At 67.8% G+C, this 21,825-nt stretch carries 18 protein-coding genes; 1 reads left to right on the top strand and 17 read right to left on the bottom strand.

What is annotated here, in order from left to right; translation table 11 throughout:
* Positions 1–297 precede the first annotated feature (297 nt).
* Entirely contained in the window at positions 298–1,644 is a 1,347-nt protein-coding gene (clsB, locus tag ACEI37_RS13095) for a cardiolipin synthase ClsB (RefSeq protein ID WP_373379240.1), read from the bottom strand.
* Between the two features lie 92 nt (positions 1,645–1,736).
* Here clsB and mobB point away from each other — a divergent pair, with 92 nt between their 5' ends.
* Entirely contained in the window at positions 1,737–2,261 is a 525-nt protein-coding gene (gene mobB, locus ACEI37_RS13090) for a molybdopterin-guanine dinucleotide biosynthesis protein B (RefSeq protein WP_373380255.1), read from the top strand.
* A 179-nt stretch (positions 2,262–2,440) separates the two neighbouring features.
* On the opposite strand, the gene ACEI37_RS13085 is transcribed toward mobB, so the two are convergent.
* The 16 genes from ACEI37_RS13085 to ACEI37_RS13010 all read right to left on the bottom strand — a co-directional run bounded on the left by ACEI37_RS13085 (position 2,441) and on the right by ACEI37_RS13010 (position 21,656).
* The gene (locus tag ACEI37_RS13085) at positions 2,441–3,223 is read right to left on the bottom strand and encodes an endonuclease/exonuclease/phosphatase family protein (protein WP_062796766.1); all 783 of its coding nucleotides are present in this window, start codon (positions 3,221–3,223) and stop codon (positions 2,441–2,443) included.
* Positions 3,220–3,738 (bottom strand): dihydroneopterin triphosphate diphosphatase, encoded by a 519-nt coding sequence (nudB, locus tag ACEI37_RS13080; protein WP_373379239.1) that lies wholly within the window; start codon positions 3,736–3,738, stop codon positions 3,220–3,222. The genes ACEI37_RS13085 and nudB overlap by 4 nt, the downstream gene beginning before the upstream one ends.
* 102 nt (positions 3,739–3,840) lie before the next feature.
* Positions 3,841–4,752: a hypothetical protein gene (locus tag ACEI37_RS13075; protein WP_373380254.1), complete on the bottom strand. Its 912-nt coding sequence runs from the start codon at positions 4,750–4,752 to the stop codon at positions 3,841–3,843.
* A gap of 205 nt (positions 4,753–4,957) precedes the next feature.
* Positions 4,958–6,766 (bottom strand): aspartate--tRNA ligase, encoded by a 1,809-nt coding sequence (gene aspS, locus ACEI37_RS13070; RefSeq protein WP_373379237.1) that lies wholly within the window; start codon positions 6,764–6,766, stop codon positions 4,958–4,960.
* Positions 6,767–6,831: 65 nt separating this feature from the next.
* Positions 6,832–7,554, bottom strand: coding sequence for a DUF502 domain-containing protein (locus ACEI37_RS13065; protein ID WP_111519039.1), 723 nt, complete (start codon positions 7,552–7,554; stop codon positions 6,832–6,834).
* A 13-nt stretch (positions 7,555–7,567) separates the two neighbouring features.
* Complete coding sequence (locus ACEI37_RS13060; protein ID WP_373379236.1) at positions 7,568–7,915, bottom strand: FmdB family zinc ribbon protein; 348 nt, start codon at positions 7,913–7,915, stop codon at positions 7,568–7,570.
* A 164-nt stretch (positions 7,916–8,079) separates the two neighbouring features.
* Positions 8,080–9,516 carry a sodium:solute symporter family protein gene (locus ACEI37_RS13055; RefSeq protein WP_373379235.1) on the bottom strand — a complete coding sequence of 479 codons (1,437 nt, stop codon included), beginning with the start codon at positions 9,514–9,516 and terminating at the stop codon, positions 8,080–8,082.
* Positions 9,517–9,806: 290 nt separating this feature from the next.
* A complete protein-coding gene (locus ACEI37_RS13050) occupies positions 9,807–10,427 on the bottom strand; it encodes a methyltransferase domain-containing protein (RefSeq protein WP_373379234.1) in 621 nt (206 codons plus the stop codon).
* A 36-nt stretch (positions 10,428–10,463) separates the two neighbouring features.
* Positions 10,464–12,041, bottom strand: a complete 1,578-nt coding sequence (ubiB, locus tag ACEI37_RS13045; RefSeq protein ID WP_373379233.1) for a ubiquinone biosynthesis regulatory protein kinase UbiB — start codon at positions 12,039–12,041, stop codon at positions 10,464–10,466.
* A 67-nt stretch (positions 12,042–12,108) separates the two neighbouring features.
* Positions 12,109–12,798: an SCP2 domain-containing protein gene (locus tag ACEI37_RS13040; protein ID WP_373379232.1), complete on the bottom strand. Its 690-nt coding sequence runs from the start codon at positions 12,796–12,798 to the stop codon at positions 12,109–12,111.
* 127 nt (positions 12,799–12,925) lie between these two features.
* Complete coding sequence (locus tag ACEI37_RS13035) at positions 12,926–13,918, bottom strand: Tim44 domain-containing protein (RefSeq protein WP_373379231.1); 993 nt, start codon at positions 13,916–13,918, stop codon at positions 12,926–12,928.
* A 61-nt stretch (positions 13,919–13,979) separates the two neighbouring features.
* Positions 13,980–14,711: a bifunctional demethylmenaquinone methyltransferase/2-methoxy-6-polyprenyl-1,4-benzoquinol methylase UbiE gene (gene ubiE, locus ACEI37_RS13030; protein WP_252679644.1), complete on the bottom strand. Its 732-nt coding sequence runs from the start codon at positions 14,709–14,711 to the stop codon at positions 13,980–13,982.
* A gap of 31 nt (positions 14,712–14,742) precedes the next feature.
* On the bottom strand, positions 14,743–15,159 hold the full coding sequence (locus tag ACEI37_RS13025) for a gamma-butyrobetaine hydroxylase-like domain-containing protein (RefSeq protein ID WP_116294255.1): 417 nt from the start codon (positions 15,157–15,159) through the stop codon (positions 14,743–14,745).
* A gap of 79 nt (positions 15,160–15,238) precedes the next feature.
* Positions 15,239–17,104 (bottom strand): ABC transporter ATP-binding protein/permease, encoded by a 1,866-nt coding sequence (locus ACEI37_RS13020; RefSeq protein WP_373379230.1) that lies wholly within the window; start codon positions 17,102–17,104, stop codon positions 15,239–15,241.
* Positions 17,105–17,234: 130 nt separating this feature from the next.
* Positions 17,235–17,672 (bottom strand): HIT family protein, encoded by a 438-nt coding sequence (locus ACEI37_RS13015; protein WP_116308623.1) that lies wholly within the window; start codon positions 17,670–17,672, stop codon positions 17,235–17,237.
* Between the two features lie 9 nt (positions 17,673–17,681).
* Complete coding sequence (locus ACEI37_RS13010) at positions 17,682–21,656, bottom strand: DUF3683 domain-containing protein (RefSeq protein WP_373379229.1); 3,975 nt, start codon at positions 21,654–21,656, stop codon at positions 17,682–17,684.
* Positions 21,657–21,825: the final 169 nt, after the last annotated feature.

Below are 21,825 nucleotides of genomic sequence, written 5' to 3'. Positions count from 1 at the left end.
GCATGTTTTTTCTCCGTTCTGCGGGGCCTGTCGCGGCTCCGCGTATGACCCTGACGTTGCATTCATTGCTTGCGGGCGGCCGGCGGATTTGCCGGTGCATACCGCGAATGCACGCAGTCTAAGCCAAAAAAGAACGGTCGTTCAGATTATTCTGGCGCGGCACCTGCCCATCAAGCTTTTAATTAGACCGCTGTTTCTAAACGGACTGCAATGCAGCATGTCCGCCAGCCGCGATGCTGCAACCGGTTTCAGCGTGGGCGTTGCCGCATGGCAGCAAACGCACACCGGCAGGCCGTTTCAGTAGCGGCCAGTGACGCCGGCGATGATCACGCCCAGCCGCAGCAGCATATAGGCCGCCCAGTTGGCCAGCCGGTGCAGCGGCGAGCGCCGCGCATGCACGTCGGGCAGCACGCGCACGCTGCGATGCGCAATGGCCCGCTCCAGCGCTTCACGCAGTTCAGCGGCGAAGGCCGCATCATAAACGGCAACGTTGGCCTCGCGCGCGAGCAGCAGGCTGAACGGATCCATGTTGCTGGAACCGACCGTGGCCCAGGCCTCGTCGACCACGCCGACCTTGGCGTGCAGGAAGCTCTCGGCGTATTCGTAGATCTCGACCCCGGCCTCGAGCAGCGAGGCATAGAGCGCATGGGTGGCGTAGTGCTGCAGCCGGTATTCGACCATGCCCTGCAGCAGCAGCCGCACGCGCACGCCGCGCTCGCGGCAGGCCAGCAGAGCGCGCCGCATCTTGTGGCCGGGCAGGAAGTAGGCGTTGGCCAGGATCACGTCGTGGCGCGCGGCGCCCAGCGCGCGCAGGTATTCGCGCTCGATGGTGCGGCGGTTGCGCAGGTTGTCACGCAGCAGCAGCGCGGCGCGGATGCCGCCGGTCGCCTCCGGGCGCGGCGGCAGGTCGGTCACCAGCGGATAGTCGGCGACCGCCGCGGCACGCTCGCTGCCGCGCGCCTCGCGCAGCGAGAGCCGCCACCACAGCCGCTCCGACGACAGCGCGATGCGGTCCACCAGCGGCCCGCTGACCTGCACCGCGAAGTCATAGCGCGGCCCCAGGTTGGCGCCTTCGAAGGGCCCGTGGTTGTGGTCGTCGATGATGTTGATGCCGCCGACGAAGGCGACATGGCGATCGATCACGGCGAGCTTGCGGTGCAGCCGGCGCAGGTGGCGCCGCGCCAGGCGGAAGCCGCGCAGGGCGCGGTAGACCCGCAGCCGCACGCCGCCCGCGCGCAGGCGCTCGGCCAGCTCGGCGGGCATGTCGCCGGCGCCGAAGCCGTCCACCGTCACGCGCACCGCGACCCCGCGCGCGGCGGCACGGATCAGCGCATCGGCGACGGCGCGGCCGATCTCGTCGTCGGCATAGATGTAGGTTTCCAGCATAACCTGGAACGCGGCCTGGTCGATCGCGGCGATCAGCGCCGGAAAGAAGTCCTGGCCGCCGTGCAGCAGCCGCACCGTGTTGCCGGTGGTGGGCCTGCCGCGGCGCCAGGCCCAGCGCAGCATGTGGTGGCGATAGGTCGGCTCGCCGGTGGTGGCGGTGTCGTGCACCGGGACGTCCTCGGCCTGGGCGGAGTGGGAGATCCGTGACATGCCGTGATTATCGGACAGTTTGCGGCGTGCAAGGCGCCGCCTGCACATTGGCGCGCTGAACTCTGCTATCGTCGATGCCGATGCGCTGCGCGCCGATGCCGGCGACCAGGCAGACTCCCGACGCCCCTACGGAAACCATGGTGAAGGTATTCGGCATTACCGGCTCGTCCGGCAGCGGCAAGACCACGCTGCTGGATCAGCTCATCCCCTGCTTCGTCGGCGCCGGCCTGCGCGTGGCCGGCGTCAAGCACACCCACCACGGCTTCGATCCCGACACGCCCGGCAAGGATTCGTGGCGCATGCGCGCGGCCGGCTGCGCCAACGTCGTGCTGGTCGGCGCCCGCCACCTGACGCTGATGCGCCATTACCCCGAGACCGTGCCTTCGCCCGAGCTCGACGATGCGCTCGCGGTGCTGCCGCCCGACACCGACCTGGTGCTGGTGGAAGGCTACAAGCGCAGCGATTTTCCCAAGCTGGAGGTGTTCCGCCCCGCGCTGGGCCGCGCGCCGCTGTGGGACGAGGTGCCGGGCGTGGTGGCGGTCGCGAGCGACGATCCCGCCGCCGTCGCCGCCATGACCACGCTGCCGGTGCTGGACCTGAACGATCCGCACGCGGTGTTCGCCTTTATCCGCGACTATCCCCTGTCCGGCCAGCCTCAGGCGTAATGCAGTTGACTGTCGTTCCCGCGCAGGCGGGAACCCAGTGACTTCAAAAGACGCTGGATTGCTCGCTACCGCTCACCCTGCGGGCCGTCCTCCGGACGTCCAATGCGCATCCGCGCATTGTCCCGCCTGCGCGGGAATGACAGCAGTGTTTGATGCCTTGACTGCACGGCGTTACAGCCTCAGGCGGCCTTGTCCGCGGGCGCGTCTCGCTCCACCATTTCGCCCAGCGGATGGCCGAGTTCCGCCACCAGCGGCACGTGGTCGGAGCGTTGCGCCCAGTCGCGGCCGGTCAGCGCGTGGGCGCGTTCGATCTCGTAGCCGCGCACATAGATGCGGTCGAGCTGCCACCATGGCATATGGCTGGGGAAAGTATGCAGCCGCGCGCCGCGCGCGTGCGAGGCCTCGACCGCGCCCAGCGTATTGCAGATCTGCGCGTCGAGCCGGTGGTTCCAGTCGTTGAAGTCGCCGGCGATCACCAGCGGCACGCCAGCCGGCACCACGTTCTGCACCCGCTCCACCAGCGCCTCGGCCTGGCGCGCGCGGCTGCGCGCAAACAGGCCGAAATGCACGCAGATCAGGTGGGTCTCGACGCCGTGCACGTCCGCCACCGCGTGCAGCAGCCCGCGCTGCTCGAAGCGGTGGTCGGAAATATCGAGGTTCTCGGACATCAGGATCGGGTGGCGCGACAGGATCGCGTTGCCGTGATGGCCGTAGTCGTAGACCGCATTGCGGCCGTAGACCGAATGCGGATAGGCGTCAGTGGCAAGGTAGTTGAGCTGGGTGTGTTCGGGGTCGAACAGTGCTGCCGCCACCAGGCGGTCGTTGCGGTCCTGCACTTCCTGCAGGAAGACGATGTCCGCGTCCATCGCATGCAGGCCGGCACGCACGTTCTGGATGCGCGGGCGTCGCGCGATGCCGGTCACGCCCTTGTGGATGTTGTAGGTGACCACGCGCAGCTTCATGGCTGCCCTCCGACGGCGGCGTGGCGGCTGGCATCGCTGCCCATCGCGTCCACTGTGCCCGGCGCGCCGGCACCGCCCGCGCGCCACGCCAGCTGGCGGATGGCGTCGGCGTTGCTGCTGGAAAAGCATTGCTGCGCCGCCTGTTGCCATGGCAGCCACTTGTATTGCAGGTGTTCGCGTGGCGCCAGCGTCACCGGTAGCGCCTCCGCCACGCGCAGGCCGAACCAGTGCTCGGTATTGCGCGTGACCCCTTCGGCGTAGCGGTGGCGCCACTGCGGGTAGATGTCGTACTGGATGGCGTGGCCCCAGTCGGTCAGCTGGTGCTCGCCGGCGATGATGCCGGTTTCCTCGGCCACTTCACGCGCGGCGGTCAGGGCCAGGGGTTCGTCCAGGGTGTCGAGGCTGCCGGTGACGGACTGCCAGAACCCGGGGCGATCGGCGCGTTCCAGCAGCAAGACTTGAAGATCTGGCGTGTAAATCACCACCAGCACGGATTCCGGGATCTTGTAGGACATGGGTCTGGGCCAAAGGACAAACCCAAGGATAGCGCAGGCGCGCGCGCTTGCCACGGGAAAGCGCCGCGGCGCCTGTGCGTGGCGCCGCAAATTCTTGACTGATCAGGCGGCGCTGCGCGCGCCCTGCATGCCATGCGGGGCGAGGTAGGGTTCGGTGCTGCCGTGGCGCTGCCAGGTGTCGAACACCTGCGGCGATTCGCCATGGCCCCAGGCCGCGCGCAGCTGCTCCATCAGCGGCGCCAGCGCGTGGCGGTAGCGCCTGGAGGCGGCATGCGCGTGGGTGGCCAGGGCCTCGGCGCGCTGCCGCGCTTCGCCCTGCAGCCGCGTGCGCTCCTGCGCGATTTCCTTCTCGCGCTGGCCCAGCGTGTTGTACTTCTGGATCAGGAAGCGCTGGTAATCGCCGCCATCCATGCCCTGCGCCGCCTGCGCGTTGACCTGCTCGAAGCGCAGCACGATGCTGCCGGTTTCCTGCTCGATATGGGCGGCCTCGGCGTCCAGCGCCTGCAGCGCCTCCTGCACGCGCTGCGCGTCGCGGCGCAGCGCCTGCACCTGCGCGGCCTCGTCCTCGAACACGCGCTGCGCATCGAGGTAGGCCTGCACCACCGGTTGCGGCGCCACCACCAGCAGCGGGTCGGCGCCGTCGGCGCGCTGGCCGGCAAGCAGGGCATCGTCGGCCAGGCGCAGGTTGCCGAGCTCGTCGAGCCAGCGCCCGCGCGTCATCACCACGCCGACGGTGTCCAGCGCCAGCCGGCGCAGGGCCTCGGCGCGCTGCATCTCGACCGGCTCGGCCACCGGCTGGGGCGACGCCGCCTGCACCGCGTGGGCGATGTCCGGCACGCAGGCGGCCACCGTGGTTGCTACCGATTCGGACATGGCCTGCGCCGCGCGGCGCTGGGCGCGGCGCAGCTCGAAACGGGCCAGCAGCATCATGATCAGCCCCGCCGCCAGCCAGGTCAGGATGGTCTCCTGGTGAGCCAGCAGGAACTGGCGGATCAGTTCGGTATCCAGGTTCAGGTTCACGAATTTCCTCCCGAGTGCCGGGAACCTTCATGACAGGGCCCCTCGGCAAATTGCGTGTCAAAGGAAGGAGACCGGCCCGCCGCCGGCTTCGTTCCGACCGGTAACAAATCGAAACCAATGCACCGGTGCACCGGCATTGCGCATAAGGAAAAAAAGCCGCGCATTCGCGCGGCTTTCTTGCGGATCGAACCGGACCCGGTCAGGCGTTGGGCTTGGGTTCGGCGCTGCGCAGGCGGATATGCAGCTCGCGCAGCTGCTTCTCGTCGACCGAGCTCGGCGCCTGCGTCAGCAGGTCCTGGGCGCGCTGGGTCTTGGGGAAGGCGATCACGTCGCGGATCGAGTCGGCGCCGGCCATCATGGTGACGATGCGATCCAGGCCGAAGGCCAGGCCGCCGTGCGGGGGCGCGCCGTACTGCAGCGCGTCGAGCAGGTAGCCGAACTTGGCGCGGGCTTCCTCGTCGTTGATCTTGAGCGCGCGGAACACCTTGCTCTGGATGTCCGAACGGAAGATCCGCACCGAGCCGCCGCCCATTTCCCAGCCGTTCAGCACCATGTCGTAGGCCTTGGCCAGGCACTTGCCCGGGTCGGTCTCGAGGTATTCCAGGTGCTCGTCCTTGGGGCTGGTGAACGGGTGGTGCATCGCCACCCAGCGCGCGTCTTCCTCGTCGTACTCGAACATCGGGAAGTCCACCACCCACAGCGGCTTCCAGGCGTCCTCGAACAGGCCGTTGGCCTTGCCGAAGTCCGAATGGCCGATCTTCAGGCGCAGCGCGCCGATCGAGTCGTTGACCACCTTGGCCTTGTCGGCGCCGAAGAAGATGATGTCGCCGTCCTGGGCGCCGGTGCGCTTCAGGATCTCGGCAATGGCGGCGTCGTGCAGGTTCTTGACGATCGGCGACTGCAGGCCGTCGCGGCCCTTGGCGACTTCGTTGACCTTGATCCAGGCCAGGCCCTTGGCGCCGTAGATGCCGACGAACTGGGTGTAGGCATCGATCTCGCCGCGCGAGATGGCGCCGCCGCCCGGCACGCGCAGGCCGACCACGCGGCCGCTCTCGCTGTTGGCCGGGCCCGAGAACACCTTGAAGTCGACGTCCTTCATGACCTCGGTCAGCTCGGTGAATTCCAGCTTGACGCGCAGGTCAGGCTTGTCCGAGCCGAAGCGGGCCATGGCCTCGCGGAACTCCATCACCGGGAACCTGGCGTCGAGGTCGACGTCGATGGCGTTCTTGAACACCGTGCGCATCATGTCCTCGAACAGGTCGCGGATCTCCTGCTCGGTCAGGAACGAGGTCTCGCAGTCGATCTGCGTGAATTCGGGCTGGCGGTCGGCGCGCAGGTCTTCGTCGCGGAAGCACTTGGTGATCTGGTAGTAGCGGTCGAAGCCAGACACCATCAGCATCTGCTTGAAGATCTGCGGCGATTGCGGCAGCGCGAAGAAGTGGCCCGGATTGACCCGCGACGGCACCAGGTAGTCGCGCGCGCCTTCGGGCGTGCTCTTGCCCAGCATCGGCGTCTCGATGTCGATGAAGCCCTGCGCGTCCAGGAACTTGCGCACCTCCATCGCCACCTTGTAGCGCAGGCGCAGGTTGTACTGCATCTGCGGGCGGCGCAGGTCGAGCACGCGGTGCGTCAGGCGCGTGGTTTCCGACAGGTTGTCGTCGTCGAGCTGGAACGGCGGCGTGACCGACGGGTTCAGCACGGTCAGCTCGTGGCACAGCACCTCGATCTTGCCCGAGGTCAGGTTGGCGTTCTCGGTGCCGGCCGGGCGCGGGCGAACCTTGCCGGTGATGCGGATGCAGAACTCGTTGCGGATCTCTTCCGCGGCCTTGAACATCTCGGGGCGATCCGGGTCGCACACCACCTGCACCAGGCCCTCGCGGTCGCGCAGGTCGATGAAGATCACGCCGCCATGGTCGCGGCGGCGCTGGACCCAGCCGGTCAGGGCCACTTCCTGGCCCGAGAATTGTTCGGTCACCAGACCGCAGTAGTGAGTACGCATGGAGGACATAAGGAGATTCCCGGTAAAACGCGGCCGCCCGATTGCATCGCGCAGCCCGTGATCAGTTTGGAGGCTCAAGGATCGGTCGTCTGGACCGGCTCCTCGCTGCTGGACCTGCCGGCCGCACTCGCCGCACTTGACGGGGCTGCCGGCCGGGGCGCGCTGCCGTTCTTGCGCGGCAATTCGGCCGGTGCCACCACGCCCATCGAGACGATGTACTTGAGCGCGGCGTCGACGGTCATGTCGAGCTCGATGGTGTCGGCCTTGGGCATCATCAGGAAGAAGCCCGAGGTCGGATTAGGGGTGGTCGGCACGTAGACGCTGACGTACTCGCCTTGCAGGTGGTTCTGCACGTCGCCGCCGGGGCGGCCGGTCAGGAAGGCGATGGTCCACGAGCCCTCGCGCGGGTACTGCACCAGCAGCGCCTTGCGGAAGGCATTGCCCGACGACGACAGCAGCGTGTCCGAGACCTGCTTGACGCTGGTGTAGATCGGCCCCACCACCGGGATATGGCCCAGCAGCGCTTCCCACCAGCGCACCAGGCGCTGGCCGATGAAGTTGTGCGCGAGCAGCCCGACCAGCAGGATGAACAGCAGCGTCAGGATCGCGCCCAGTCCGGTCACGCGCTTGCCGAACATCAGCCGGTCCGGCCGCCAGGCTTCGGGCAGCAGCGCCAGGCTCTGGTCCATCGTGCCGATGATCAGGCTGAGCACCCACAGCGTGATGCCCAGCGGCACCAGCACCAGCAGCCCGGTCAGGAACCAGGTCTTGAGAGCGGAAGTCTTCTTGGCTACCACGGGCGGGTCCGGCTCAGTGGCAGGCGCAGGCGCTGCCGCAACCGCCGGCGGCCGGCGCCGCGGTAGCCGCAGCGGTGCCGCTCGACGACGATTCAGCCGCCGCCGGCGCGCTGGCCGCAGCCGCAGTGCCGCCAGTTGCGCCGGTTGCAGCAGGCGCGCCGGCGCCGCCGCCGCTGCCGCCGCGGAAGTCGGTCACGTACCAGCCCGAGCCCTTCAGCTGGAAGCCGGCAGCGGTCAGCTGCTTCTTGAACGCGCCGGCGGCGCCGCAAGACGGGCAGTCCGTCAGCGGGGCATCGCTCATTTTCTGCAGCACATCGCGCCCGTGGCCGCAGGCGTCGCAACGGTAGGCATAGATCGGCATGGTGTTATTTCGCGAGAAAACTTGGGAATCGGTACCAGGGCAGGCATCGCCGCCAGCCATGGCGGCCGTGGGAATATCCCGCGCGGCGATGCAAAGCCTTGAATTATAAACCGTTCCGGGGCTGCCTGATCGGTGGAAATAAGGGGGTGGACGCCCCCGCGCGGTCAGGCGATATGGACTTCCTTGACCGGCGCGTGATCTGCAATCCACTGCGGCAGCAGCGAGCCGATCACCATGCCGCTGATCGAGAACAGCAGGCCGACCATCTGCGGCGGCACCACGGCATCGGCAAAGGCGACCTCGCAGGTCAGCCAGGACGACAGCCCCAGCAGGATCGCCGCCAGCCCGCCCTGGCGGGTGGCATGCTTCCAGAACATGCCGAAGGCCAGCGGCACGAACGACGACACCAGCGTGACCTTGTAGGCATTTTCGACCATATGGAAGATCGACAGGTGCGAGTTCAGCGCGAACAACGTCACCAGCGTGGTGAACACCAGCACCACGGTCTGCATCACGCGCAGGAACTGCTTGTCGTCGAGATGGCGGAAGTACGGCCGCAGGATGTTTTCGGCAAAGGTCACCGACGGCGCCAGCAGCGTCGCCGAGGCGCAGCTCTTGATCGCCGACAGCAGCGCGCCGAAGAACATCACCTGCGCGAACATCGGTGCGTGCTGCAGGATCAGCTGCGGCAGGATCAGCTGCGAATCGGTGTCGATATACTTCGCCACCATGCCCGGATCGATCAGCGTGGCCGAGTACGCCAGGAACATCGGGATAAAGGCGAAGCAGAAGTACAGCACGCCGCCCAGCACCGACGCGCGCCCGGCGATCTGCTCGGTGCGCGACGAGGTCACCCGCTGGAACACGTCCTGCTGCGGGATCGAGCCCAGCATCATGGTGAACAGCGCTGCCGCAAAGCCGATGATCTGCACGAAATCGAGCGACGGCAGGAACTCGAACTTGCCGGCCGCGGCCGCGTGCGACACCACCGCCGTCACGCCGCCGGCCTGGCCACTGACCTCGTAGCCGATATACATCATGCCGATCACGATGATGATCATCTGGATGAAATCGGTGATCGCCACCGACCACATGCCGCCGAACAGCGTATAGACCAGCACGCTGGCGGCGCCGATCATCATGCCGGCCTCTTGCGACAGCGCGCCGTCCGACACGGTATAGAACACCAGCCCCAGCGCCTTGATCTGCGCCGCGACCCAGCCCAGGTAGGAGACCACGATGCACAGCGTGGTCAGCACCTCGGCCAGCCGGCCATAGCGGTTGTGGTAGTAGTCGCCGATGGTCAGCAGGTTCATCCGGTACAGCGGCCGGGCAAAGAACAAGCCGACCAGGATCAGGCACAGCGACGACCCGAACGGGTCGGACACCACGCCCGACAGGCCTTCCTTCAGGAACACGGCGGGGATGCCCAGCACCGTCTCCGAGCCGAACCAGGTGGCGAAGACGGTGGCGGTGACGATATGGAACGGCAGGCTGCGCCCGGCGACGGCGAAATCGGTGGTGTTGCGAACGCGCAGCGCCGCCCACAGGCCGATGCCGACCGAGATTACCCAGTAGATGATGACAAACCAGATCAGCATGCCGCTGCCCTATGCAGAAGGTGCCCTTGTGGCGAGAAACCGAATGCCGGGCGGCTGGGCGCGGATGCGCGCACGGGGCCCGGAGTCCAATTCATCGGTCGGGGCCGCATATCGGGGTGCCTGGCGCGTCCCGACGAGGCGGGCAACGCGGCGGGGGCCCGCGGTCGTAGCCGAATCAAAACGCGGATTATAGCGACGCAGACCGGCGCGGGCGAAAAAAATTCCCCGCTGGCGCGAATGCGCCACGCGGGGCACCGCCTGCGCCACAGGGCGACCGGCCGGAGGTGGCTTCAGGCGCCGCGCCGGCGCCATACCTGCCAGCGCTCCTGCCCCTGGAACACCGGCAGCGGCGCGGCCGAGGGCCGGTCCTCGATGCGCGCGAAGGCCGGCGCCAGCAGCGCATCGAGCTCAGCCTCGGGCATCGCGAACGGCGGCCCGCCGCGGTTCTCGCCCAGGTAGAAGTAGCCCGCCAGCAGCCCGCCCGACGGCAGCAGTTGCGCCACCCGGGCGCCATAATCGGCCCGCAGCGCGGGCGGCAGCGCGCACAGGAAGGCGCGCTCGTAGATCAGCTCGCACGCCGGCTGCGGCGTGAAGGCGAAGAAATCGCCCTGCTGCACCACCGCCCCGGCCGGACCGAGCGCGCGCCGCGCCGAGGCCACCGCCTGCGGCGAGAAGTCGATCGCCGTCACCGGCCAGCCGCGCTCGAACAGCCACGCCGCTTCCCAGCCGTTGCCGCAGCCCGGCACCAGCGTCGGACATGGCGCGCGGCCTTCGATAAAGTGGCGGAATTCCTCAGGCACGCCGCCCAGGTCCCAGGGCGTGAAGCCTTCCTTGAAGCGCTCGTCCCAGAATGCCGGGTCGCCGGCGTTGCGCGTGCTGAAGCTCGGCACCGGCCTGGTGGTATCGCCCATGGGTCTGTCTCCGTCCCTTGTGATGTTGTCCTGCGCCTACCAGTAGCCGGCCCAGCCCAGCACGTGCGTGAGCACGATGCCGGCGACAAAGCCGCCCACCAGCAGCACCGCGGTGCCGAGCAGCCGGTTGGTGCGGCGCTGCTCCAGCACCAGCATCGCCAGCAGCTTGTCCTGCTCGCCGTTGCTGGTGAGCGCGCGCCGCTCCAGGAACTGGTGCGCCAGGCGCGGGAAGTCGGGCAGCATCTTGGCCCACTGCGGCGCCTCGACCTTGATCCGCTCCCACGCGCCCTGCCAGCCCACCTGCTCGTGCATCCAGCGCTCCAGGAACGGCTTGGCGGTCTTCCACAGGTCCAGGTCCGGGTCGAGCTGGCGGCCCAGCCCTTCGATATTGAGCAGCGTCTTCTGCAGCAGCACCAGCTGCGGCTGGATCTCGACGTTGAAGCGGCGCGAGGTCTGGAACAGCCGCATCAGCACCATGCCGAGCGAGATTTCCTTGAGCGGCTTGTCGAAGTACGGCTCGCAGCAGGCGCGCACCGCGCTTTCCAGTTCCTCCACGCGGGTCTCGGGCGGGACCCATCCCGATTCCACGTGCAGCAGCGCCACGCGGTGGTAGTCGCGGCGGAAGAAGGCGATGAAGTTCTGCGCCAGGTAGTTCTTGTCGAATTCCGACAGCGCGCCGACGATGCCGAAGTCGAGCGCGATATAGCGGCCGAAGGTCTCGGGCTGCACCGACACCAGGATGTTGCCCGGGTGCATGTCGGCATGGAAGAAGCCGTCGCGGAACACCTGGGTGAAGAAGATCTCGACGCCCTCCTCCGCCAGCTGGTGCATGTCGACGCCGGCGGCCTTGAGCGATTCGGTGCGCGAGATCGGGATGCCGTGCATCCGTTCCATCACGAACACCGTGCTGCTGCACCAGTCCCAGAACACCTCGGGCACCAGCAGCAGGTTGGTATCGGCAAAGTTGCGGCGCAGCTGGCTGGCATTGGCCGCCTCGATCATCAGGTCGAGCTCGTCGTGCAGGTACTTGTCGAACTCGGCCACCACCTCGCGCGGCTTCAGGCGCTTGCCATCGGCCCAGAAACGCTCGAGCCAGGTCGCCATGTCGCGCATCAGCGCCAGGTCGCTGTCGATCACCGGCAGCATGCCGGGGCGCAGCACCTTCACCGCGACCTCGCGGCCGTGGCATGGGCCGCCCTTGAGCGTGGCGAAGTGCACCTGCGCGATCGAGGCGCTGGCCACCGGCTGGTGCTCGAAGGTCTCGAACAGCTGGTCCAGCGGGCGCCCGAGCGAGCGTTCGATGATCCTGACCGCGACCGCCGAATCGAACGGCGGCACCTGGTCCTGCAGCTTGGCCAGTTCGTCGGCAATGTCGGGCGGCATCAGGTCGCGCCGGGTCGACAGCACCTGGCCGAATTTGACGAAGATCGGGCCCAGCCGCGTCAGCGCCAGCCGCAGCCGCACGCCGCGCGGCATCTCAAGCTTGCGGCCGATGGTGATGACCCGTACCAGGAAGCGAATCCTGCGGCTGCTGAAGCCCGAGAGCACCAGCTCGTCCAGGCCGTAGTAGAGGATGACGAAAAGGATCTTGCCAAGGCGCAGGAGGCGGGTCATTCGGGAGTCTTCACGGGGCCGGGCAGGCAGTCAGTGGATGATCGGAAGAAAGCGCGGCTGGGCCGGCTCAGCGGTGCGGCGACGGCAGCGTGCCGGATGGACCGGACTGACCCGGCGCGGGCGGCGTGCCGCCGCGCTCCAGACGCTCCAGCCGCTTCTCCAGCCGCGCCAGGCGGTCGCGCAGCCGGCCCACGTCGGCGCCGAACTCGTCCAGCGCGGCGTGGCGCACCAGCGTCGGCTGCTCGTCGAGCAGGTAGTCGGTGACGTTGTCGACCAGCGCGCGGCCCACGCGCGTGGCCTGTTCATGGACCTGGCGCGCGCCATCGACCACGCGCTGCGCCACGCTGTCGCTGACCGGCCCGCCCAGGATGCCGCGCAGCGCGCGCGACAGGTCCTCGGCGGCATCCCAGCGCAGGTTGCGCGCCAGCGTCGAAACCGTGTTGGCCAGCTCGGCGTCGCCCTCGATGCGCACATGGCGCATGGCGGCGGCCTGGCCGCCTTCGGCCACGTCGGCGGCCACCAGCGGCCACTGCTGCAACGGCACGCGCAGCGTCACCGCGGGCGCCTCGGCCGCGGGCGCAAGCTCGGTGCAGCCGTGTTCGGTCACCCTCAGCGACAGCTCGAAGGCGGCGGCATCGAAACGGATCACGCGTCCGGCAAACGGCGCCAGCTGGTTGCGGGCCCACGGCTCCTGCTCGAGCAGGTGGTTCAGTGCCGAGACGGCAGGCGTGGCCAGGGCGGAAGGCAGAGTATTCATGACAGCGCGGTGGGCGGGCAGGCGGCGACGCGCGGGACCGGCGTCGCAAACAAAAAGGCCCACGCTTTCGCGTGGGCCTCCATTCTAAGCTACTCCCCCCGGCGCATCACCGCCGCGGGGTGCGGCATCAGGACTCTTGCTGGATCCCGGCCAGCAGCCAGCCGCCGCTGCCGGAGACCGGCTTGGCCAGGTTCCAGACCTCGCCGAACGGCTGCGCCGCCTCGCCCGCCTTCTCGCGGATCATGCCCGAGAAACGCACGCTGGCCACGTGCTGGGCCGGCGAGGACTCGATGCCGAGCAGCTGGGCTTCGAGCGTGACCACGTCGGTCTTGTTGACTTCGGCGCCGCGCTCGGCCAGGTCCATCTTGATCTCGGCGAACATTTCCGGCGTGGTGAACTCGCGGATATCGTCCAGGTTGCCGGCATCCCAGGCGGCCTGCAGGCGCACGAAGTGGACCTTGGCATTGCGCAGGAACGATTCGGCGTCGAAGTCGGCCGGCACGCCCCACGGCTGCTGCGCCACCGAACCGGCGGCAGCGGCGCCAGCGACGGCACCGGCGGCGGGCAGGACCGGGCTGCCAGACACGTTGCCCACGTTACCCGACACCGGCGGCGTCGGCTCGCCGCGGAACATCGGCTCGGCATCGCGGCCCAGGTTCGGCGCATGGCCGGCACCGGCGTAGGCCGGCTGCGCGGTACGCTTGCTGCCGCCGCGGAACTTGCGGATCAGCCAGATCGCGGCAAAGGCCACCAGCGCAATCAGGATCAGGTTGGACAGGAAGGTCAGTGCCGCGCCGCCCAGGCCGAAGTGCGACAGCAGCCAGCCGATGCCCAGGCCGGCGGCGATGCCGCCCAGGATGCCGCCCCAGTTGCGCTTGGGCGCCGCGGCCGCGGCCGCGCCGGCTGCCCCGGCGGTGGCTGGTGCCGCCTGCTGTGCGGGTTGCTGCGCCTGCTGCGTGGGCGAAGTGGGCTGGGTCTGCTGGCGCTGGGTCACTGACTCGGACTGCTTGCCAATGCTGCGCGAGCCGCCCATGCGCTTGGCCTCGGCGTCGAAGGCCATGCCGACGGCCAGCGCCGTGACCAGCGACCCCACCAGGAATTTTCCACGAATTGACGACATATGCTGTTATCCCCTGTCAGTTTCACCCATATACGGGCGAGCATGGCGATTTCAAGTGTTCTTAATACTTGCGTCCGACATGGAGCGCCACCACTCCGGCCGTCAGATTGAAGTATTCGACATTCTCCAGGCCCGCATGTTCCATTAAGCGTACAAGCGAAACCTGGTCTGGATGCATTCTGATCGATTCCGCGAGATAACGATAGCTCGGGGCATCTCCTGCCACGCGCTCGCCCAGCCACGGCAGCACCTTGAACGAATAGACGTCGTAGGCCTTCTCCAGCGGTTTCCAGACCTTGGAGAACTCCAGCACCATGACCTTGCCGCCCGGCTTGACCACGCGACGCATCTCGGCCAGCGCGGCTTCCTTGTGCGTCATGTTGCGCAGGCCGAAGGCGACCGTGACCAGGTCGAAGTAGTTGTCGGGGAACGGGATCTTCTCGGCGTCGCACAGCGCCACCGGCGTGACGATGCCTTTGTTGAGCAGCCGGTCGCGGCCCACGCGCAGCATCGACTCGTTGATGTCGGTCAGCCAGACCTGTCCGGTCGGCCCGGCCTGCTTCGCGAACGCCTTGGCCAGGTCGCCGGTGCCGCCGGCGATGTCCAGCACCTTGTGGCCCGGGCGCACCCCTGCCTGCGCGATGGTGAACATCTTCCACAGCCGGTGCATGCCGCCCGACATCAGGTCGTTCATCACGTCGTACTTGCTGGCCACCGAATGGAACACGCCGGCAACCTTGCCGGCCTTTTCCGTTTCGTCGACCTTTTCGAACCCGAAGTGGGTTTCACTCATCTTTCAAGACTCCAGGATTGTCGGGGGCGGCTCAGTGGTGGCCGCAGCCGTGCCCGCCGCCGGCGGCGGGCATCGGGGTGTCGCGATCGGCGCCGGCCGCTTCCAGGCGCTGCAGGTAGTCCTGCCACAGCGCGTCCTGGTTGTCGCCCAGGCGGTACAGCAGGTCCCAGGAATAGATGCCGGTGTCGTGGCCGTCGGAGAAGCGGATCTGGATGGCGTAGTTGCCGACCGGCTCCACCGCCTCGACGCCGACCTCGCGCTTGCCGGTCTGCAGCACCTCCTGCCCCGGGCCATGGCCCTGGACTTCGGCGGAGGGCGAATACACGCGCAACAGCTCGAACGGCAGCCGGAAGCTGCGGCCGTTGTCGAAGCCGATCTCGAGCACGCGCGATTGCGTGTGGACCGTCAGCGCGGTGGGATGGGGGGTGTCTTTTTCCAGGCCTGCCATGGTGATCGCGGCCCAGTGACGGGCGCTCCAGAGGGGTGATTGCCGCGCAATGCCGCCTTGGCTGCCGCGGCAGCCCGCATCACGCTTCGCATACGACCCGATAGCTTACCCCAGGCTCGCCGGCTTGCGCAGCCCGGGCTGCTTCGGCGTCCTGCGGCACGTAGCGCAGCCGGCGCTGGTGGAAGGCCGCCACGGTGCTGCGGTGCGCAATGCTGACGATCGCCGTTTGCGGTAGCTGTTCCACCATCAGCTGGTACATGGCGCGCTCGGTGTCCTCGTCCAGCGCGCTGGTGGCTTCGTCCAGGAACAGGTAGTCCGGCTGCTGCAGCAGCGCGCGCGCAAAGGCCAGGCGCTGCTGCTCGCCCGGCGACAGCCGCAGCGACCAGTTGTCGAACACGTCGAGCTGGTCCGCCAGCGCGGCCAGGCGGGTCTGGCGCAGCGCTGCCTGCAGCACGTCCTTGCTGTGTTCGGTGCCGGCGTCCGGGTAGGCCAGCGCATCGGCCAGCGTGCCGATCGGCAGGTAGCTGCGCTGCGGCAGGAACAGCCGGCGCGCGCCCTCCGGCATGGTCACGGTGCCGCTGCCGTACGGCCAGATCCCGGCGAGCGCGCGGAACAGTACGCTCTTGCCGCAGCCCGACGGGCCGCTGACCAGCCAGCGCTCGCCCGGCGCTACCGTCAGCGAAAACGGCGCCACCAGCGGCCGCTGGCCCACCGCCGCGCCGCGTGGGGCGCGCACCGGCAAGGCCAGCGCCAGGCTGTCGATGGCGATGCCGTCCTGCGGCTGGCCGTGGTACGCCACCTCGATATCGCGGCTGCCGTCCTGCGATGCCTCCTGCCGCTCGGCCACGCGGATCGCTTCCTGGAAGTCGATCAGGCGGTTGGCCGCCGCCTTCCAGCCCACCAGCGTGGCATAGCTGTCGACGAACCACGACAGCGCGCCCTGCACCTGCCCGAATGCCGAGCTGGTCTGCATCAGCCCGCCCAGCGTCATCTTGCCGGCGAAGTAGCGCGGCGCCGCCACCAGGATCGGGAAGATGATGGCGAACTGCGCGTAGCCGGAACTGACGAAGGTCAGCCGCCGCGTATAGCGCATCAGCTGGTTCCAGTTGGCGCGGATGCGGTCGAAGCGCGCGCGCAGCCCCGCCTGCTCGGTGGGCTCGCCGCGGTACAGAGCCACCGGCTCGCTGTTCTCGCGCAGGCGCACCAGCGTGAAGCGGAAGTCAGCCTCGTATTGCTCCTGCTGGAAGTTCAGGCCGATCAGCGGGCGGCCGACCACGTGCGCCACCAGCGAGCCGATCACCGCATAGCCGGCCGCGAACCACACCATATAGCCCGGGATGGTCCACTCGGTGCCGCCCAGCGCAAAGCTGATCGGGCCCGACACGGTCCACAGGATGCCGACGAAGGACAGCAGGGTCACCACCGAATTGAGCAGCCCCAGCGACAGCGACAGCGCGCCGTCGGTGAACAGCCGCAGGTCATCGGCGATCCGCTGGTCGGGGTTGTCGGTAGCGTGGGTCTGTTCGATGCGGTAGTAGGCCTGGTGCCCGAGCCAGTGCCCCATGAAGCGGCCGGTCATCCAGGTACGCCAGCGCATCTGCAGCATCATGGTGTAGTACTGGCGCGAGATCGCCGCGACGATAAAGAACGCTGCGATCCACGAGAAGCGCAGCAGCAGCACCTTGAACGAGGCATAGTCGCGCTGCTCCAGCGCGTTGTAGAACACGCGGTTCCATTCGTTGAGCAGCACGTTGATATAGACGATGCCCAGGTTGAGCACCACCACCAGCGCCAGCAGCCCCAGCCCGGCGAGGCGGTCTTCGGATTTCCAGTAAGGCTTGATCAGCGCCCAGGTCGCGCTCATGCGCAGCCGGCTCTGGATCTTCAGGGCCTGGGCCGGTACAGCAGGGCCCGGTACGGTGACGGAGGTCGGGGTCGAGGACATAGCGGCAGCTTTCTGGCCCCCCAGCGCGCTGCCGGGCCGGGCCTGTTGTTCTGGTGCCGCGGCGCATTCGCGACCGCGGCGGCATCAGCATTCAGACGGTGGCTGGCCGGCGCGGGTTCCGCGCCCCGCTTCAGGCGTCGCCCGCCTCGACCAGCGCAAGCGCCGTACGCAGCGCCGGCAGCCGGCTGGCCAGTTCCTGCACGCGCACGGGGTCCGCCGCGCGCTGCGGCGCGGCCCAGATCGCCTCGGGGAAATGCGTGTCCCAGCGGTAGCGCGGAATGATGTGCCAGTGCAGGTGCGGCACCATGTTGCCGAACGCCGCCAGGTTGACCTTGTCGGGCGCCATCACCTCGCGCACCACGCGCTCGACGCGCGCCACCAGCCGCATCAGCCAGGCCTGGTCGCCTTCATCCAGGTCGCTCAGCTCGGCCACGTGATCGTTCCAGACGATGCGGCAGAAGCCGGGGAAGCGGTCATGCTCGACCAGGATCAGGCGGGCTCGGTCGCCCATCCAGACCAGTTCGCCGCCGTCGGTTTCGCAGAGGGGGCAGTTGGGAGAGCGCGTCATGGCGATGGCTTACACCAGCACGCGCTCGATGCCACCCGCATTGGCCTTCGCCACATACTCCGGCATCCAGTTCTCGCCCAGCAGGTGCTTGGCCATCTCGATCACGATGTAGTCCGCCTGCACCGACGCATCTTCCTTGTAGCGCGACAGCCCCTGCAGGCACGACGGGCAGCTGGTCAGGATCTTGACGTCCCCGGTGAAGCCGTCGGCGCGCAGCTTGTCGGCGCCCTTGGTCATTTCTTCTTCCTTGCGGAAGCGGACTTGGGTCGAAATGTCAGGACGGGTCACCGCCAGCGTGCCGGACTCGCCGCAGCAGCGCTCGTTCTTCTCGATCTTGCCCAGGCCGGCGTTGCCGCCCATCAGGTCGTTGACCAGCTTGGTCGGATCGACCGTCTTGATCGGCGTGTGGCAGGGATCGTGGTACATGTAGCGCGTACCGGTCACGCCTTCCAGCTTGACGCCCTTCTCGAGCAGGTACTCGTGGATGTCGATGATGCGGCAGCCCGGGAAGATCTTGTCGAATTCATAGCCGGCGAGCTGGTCGTAGCAGGTGCCGCAGCTGACCACCACGGTCTTGATGTCGAGGTAGTTCAGCGTGTTGGCGACGCGGTGGAACAGCACGCGGTTGTCGGTGACGATCTTCTCGGCCTTGTCGTACTGGCCGTTGCCGCGCTGCGGATAGCCGCAGCACAGGTAGCCCGGCGGCAGCACGGTCTGCACGCCGACGTGCCACAGCATCGCCTGCGTCGCCAGGCCGACCTGCGAGAACAGCCGCTCCGAGCCGCAGCCCGGGAAGTAGAACACCGCTTCCGTTTCCGGCGTGGTCGCCTTCGGGTCGCGGATGATCGGCACGATCTCGTTGTCTTCGATGTCGAGCAGCGCGCGCGCGGTCTTCTTGGGCAGGTTGCCCGGCATCTTCTTGTTGATGAAGTGGATCACCTGCTCGCGCACCGGCGGCTTGCCGACCGTCGCGGGCGGATGCGCGGTCTGCTTCCTGGCGATCTTCTTCAGTACGTCGTTGCCCAGGCGCTGCGCCTTGTAGCCCCAGTCGATCATGACCTTGCGGGTCAGGTTGATGGTCTCGGGGTTGGTGGCGTTGAGGAAGAACATCGACGCCGCGGTGCCGGGGTTGAACTTCTTCTGCCCCATCTTGCGCAGCAGGTTGCGCATATTCATCGACACGTCGCCGAAGTCGATCTTGACCGGGCACGGCGTCACGCACTTGTGGCACACGGTGCAGTGGTCGGCCACGTCGGAGAACTCGTCCCAGTGCTTGACCGAAATGCCGCGGCGGGTCTGCTCTTCGTACAGGAAGGCCTCGACCAGCAGCGAGGTCGCCAGGATCTTGTTGCGCGGGCTGTACAGCAGGTTGGCGCGCGGCACGTGGGTGGCGCACACCGGCTTGCACTTGCCGCAGCGCAGGCAGTCCTTGACGCTCTCGGCAATGGCGCCGATGTCGCTCTGCTGCATGATGATCGACTCATGCCCCATCAGCCCGAACGACGGCGTATAGGCGTTGCGCAGGTCGGCGCCCGGCAGCAGCTTGCCCTTGTTGAAGCGGCCCTGCGGATCGACCTTCTGCTTGTAGGCGCGGAAGTCGCCGATCTCTTCCTCGGTCAGGAATTCCAGCTTGGTGATGCCGATGCCATGCTCGCCCGAGATCACGCCATCCAGCGAACGCGCCAGGTCCATGATGCGGGCCACCGCGCGGTGCGCGTCCTGCAGCATGTCGTAGTCGTCGGAATTGACCGGGATGTTGGTGTGCACGTTGCCGTCGCCGGCATGCATGTGCAGCGCGACGAAGACGCGGCCGCGCAGCACCTGCTTGTGGATCTTCTGGGCTTCATCCAGGATCGGCTTGAACTCGCCGCCGTTGAAGATCTTGCGCAGCTCGGCGCGGATCTCGGTCTTCCACGAGACGCGGATGGTGCGGTCCTGCAGCAGATGGAACACGGTGGCGTCCGGCTGCTGCTGCAGCCGCGCCTCGAACTCCTGCCCCAGCAGCCCCAGCCCGTGCCCGATCAGCGAGGCCTTGGCCTGCGCCAGCGGCGTGTCCAGATGGCCTTGCAGGTAGCGCCAGCGCGCGCGGATCTCGCGCAGCAGCGTCAGCGCGTGCTGCACGCGGTCTTCCAGCAGCTCGGCGCTGGGGATCTCGTTGGCGTCGTCGCTGCGGCCCAGCGGCAGGTTGCCGCGCGCGAAGAAGGCTTCCAGCGTATCGACCAGCTGCAGCTTGCTCTTGATCGACAGCTCGATATTGATGCGCTCGATGCCGTCGGTGTACTCGCCCATGCGGTTGAGCGGGATCACCACGTCTTCGTTGATCTTGAAGGCGTTGGTGTGCTTGGCGATGGCGGCGGTGCGCGAGCGGTCCAGCCAGAACTTCTTGCGCGCCTCGGGGCTGACGGCGATAAAGCCTTCGCCGCTCTTGCCGTTGGCCATGCGGATCACTTCCGAGGTGGCGCGCGCCACGGCGTCTTCATCGTCGCCGACGATATCGCCGATCAGCACCATCTTCGGGAAGGCGTTGCGCTTGCTCTTGGTGGCGTAGCCGACCGCGCGCAGATAGCGCTCATCCAGGTGCTCGAGGCCGGCCAGGATGGCGCCGCCCGGCTTTTTGGTCTCGGCGTCGAGGTAGTCCTTGATCTCGACAATGCTGGGGATGGCGTCGCGCGCCTGGCCGAAGAACTCCAGGCACACGGTGCGGATGTGCTTGGGCATGCGGTGCAGGATCCAGCGCGCGCTGGTGATGATGCCGTCGCAGCCTTCCTTCTGCACGCCCGGCAGGCCCGCCAGGAACTTGTCGGTGACGTCCTTGCCCAGGCCTTCCTTGCGGAACTTGCGCCCCTCGATCGCCAAGGTCTCGGTGCGCAGCACCTTCTCGCCCGGTGCGCGGTTGCCGTCCGACCACTTCAGCTCGAAGGTGGCCACCGGCACGTCGTGGATCTTGCCCAGGTTGTGGTCCAGCCGGGTGATCTCCAGCCAGTTGCCCTCCGGGTCCACCATGCGCCACCAGGCCAGGTTGTCGAGCGCGGTGCCCCACAGCACGGCCTTCTTGCCGCCGGCATTCATGGCGACGTTGCCACCGATGCACGAGGCGTCGATCGAGGTCGGGTCGACCGCGAACACCAGCCCGGCCCGGTCGGCCGCGTCAGCGACGCGGCGCGTCACCACGCCGGCGCCGGCGAAGATAGTGGCGACCTTGTGCGGCACGCCCGGCAGGTCGGTCTGCTCGACCGGCCCGAGCTGCTCCAGCTTCTCGGTATTGATCACCGCGCTCATCGGCGTCAGCGGCACGGCGCCGCCGGTGTAGCCGGTGCCGCCCCCGCGCGGGATGATGGTCAGGCCCAGCTCGAAGCAGCCCTTGACCAGGCCGGCGATCTCTTCCTCGGTGTCCGGGGTCAGCACCACGAACGGGTATTCCACGCGCCAGTCGGTGGCGTCGGTCACGTGCGACACGCGCGACAGCCCGTCGAACTTGATGTTGTCCTTCTGCGTGACGCGGCCCAGCACGCGCTGCGCGCGCTTGCGCAGGTCGTAGGCGGCGGCGAATTCGTTCTTGAAGTCCTCGATCGCCTGCTTGGCGAAGGCGACCAGCTGCTCCACGCGATGCGAGCGGTCCTCGGCGGCGGGCTCAGCGTGCTCGGCACGGTCGGCGGCGCGGCGCTTCTCGATCTCGTTCAGGCGGTGGTGCAGCGCGCTCACCAGCATCTGGCGGCGCTTGGGATTTTCCAGCAGGTCGTCCTGCAGGTAGGGGTTGCGGCGCACCACCCAGATATCGCCCAGCACCTCGTACAGCATGCGGGCGGAGCGGCCGGTGCGGCGCTCGCTGCGGAGTTCGTCCAGGATGCGCCAGGCTTCCTCGCCGAGCAGCCGGATGACAATCTCGCGGTCCGAGAAGGACGTGTAGTTATAGGGAATTTCACGCAGGCGCGGCGGGGCGTCCTGCGCGGCGAGCTTGGCGTCGAGCACGAGTGGGGCGTTCATGGGGGGACCGCTTCCTGCTGCGCACGGGGACAGTGCGCGAATCGTTCAGTAAAGGGCGATTGTACTGCAAGCCCTGCTTTCGCCGCACCGCAACATGACGGAATCCTTGTCGGAACAAGGGATTAGCGCCTCTCCGGGGCGCCGGATGCGCCCCGAAAAACGGCCCGGC

The organism is Cupriavidus nantongensis (genome assembly GCF_041726985.1).
Lineage (GTDB): Bacteria > Pseudomonadota > Gammaproteobacteria > Burkholderiales > Burkholderiaceae > Cupriavidus > Cupriavidus nantongensis_A.
This window is presented reverse-complemented; position numbering and strand designations above follow the sequence as displayed.

What these genes read in the sequence shown, in the direction of transcription:
- clsB (WP_373379240.1), bottom strand. Translation starts at nt 1,644, where the DNA reads ATGTGCAGGCGGCGCCTTGCACGCCGCAAACTGTCCGATAATCACGGC.
- ACEI37_RS13085 (WP_062796766.1), bottom strand. Translation starts at nt 3,223, where the DNA reads ATGAAGCTGCGCGTGGTCACCTACAACATCCACAAGGGCGTGACCGGC.
- nudB (WP_373379239.1), bottom strand. Translation starts at nt 3,738, where the DNA reads ATGTCCTACAAGATCCCGGAATCCGTGCTGGTGGTGATTTACACGCCA.
- aspS (WP_373379237.1), bottom strand. Translation starts at nt 6,766, where the DNA reads ATGTCCTCCATGCGTACTCACTACTGCGGTCTGGTGACCGAACAATTC.
- ACEI37_RS13060 (WP_373379236.1), bottom strand. Translation starts at nt 7,915, where the DNA reads ATGCCGATCTATGCCTACCGTTGCGACGCCTGCGGCCACGGGCGCGAT.
- ACEI37_RS13055 (WP_373379235.1), bottom strand. Translation starts at nt 9,516, where the DNA reads ATGCTGATCTGGTTTGTCATCATCTACTGGGTAATCTCGGTCGGCATC.
- ACEI37_RS13050 (WP_373379234.1), bottom strand. Translation starts at nt 10,427, where the DNA reads ATGGGCGATACCACCAGGCCGGTGCCGAGCTTCAGCACGCGCAACGCC.
- ubiB (WP_373379233.1), bottom strand. Translation starts at nt 12,041, where the DNA reads ATGACCCGCCTCCTGCGCCTTGGCAAGATCCTTTTCGTCATCCTCTAC.
- ACEI37_RS13040 (WP_373379232.1), bottom strand. Translation starts at nt 12,798, where the DNA reads ATGAATACTCTGCCTTCCGCCCTGGCCACGCCTGCCGTCTCGGCACTG.
- ACEI37_RS13035 (WP_373379231.1), bottom strand. Translation starts at nt 13,918, where the DNA reads ATGTCGTCAATTCGTGGAAAATTCCTGGTGGGGTCGCTGGTCACGGCG.
- ubiE (WP_252679644.1), bottom strand. Translation starts at nt 14,711, where the DNA reads ATGAGTGAAACCCACTTCGGGTTCGAAAAGGTCGACGAAACGGAAAAG.
- ACEI37_RS13025 (WP_116294255.1), bottom strand. Translation starts at nt 15,159, where the DNA reads ATGGCAGGCCTGGAAAAAGACACCCCCCATCCCACCGCGCTGACGGTC.
- ACEI37_RS13020 (WP_373379230.1), bottom strand. Translation starts at nt 17,104, where the DNA reads ATGTCCTCGACCCCGACCTCCGTCACCGTACCGGGCCCTGCTGTACCG.
- ACEI37_RS13015 (WP_116308623.1), bottom strand. Translation starts at nt 17,672, where the DNA reads ATGACGCGCTCTCCCAACTGCCCCCTCTGCGAAACCGACGGCGGCGAA.
- ACEI37_RS13010 (WP_373379229.1), bottom strand. Translation starts at nt 21,656, where the DNA reads ATGAACGCCCCACTCGTGCTCGACGCCAAGCTCGCCGCGCAGGACGCC.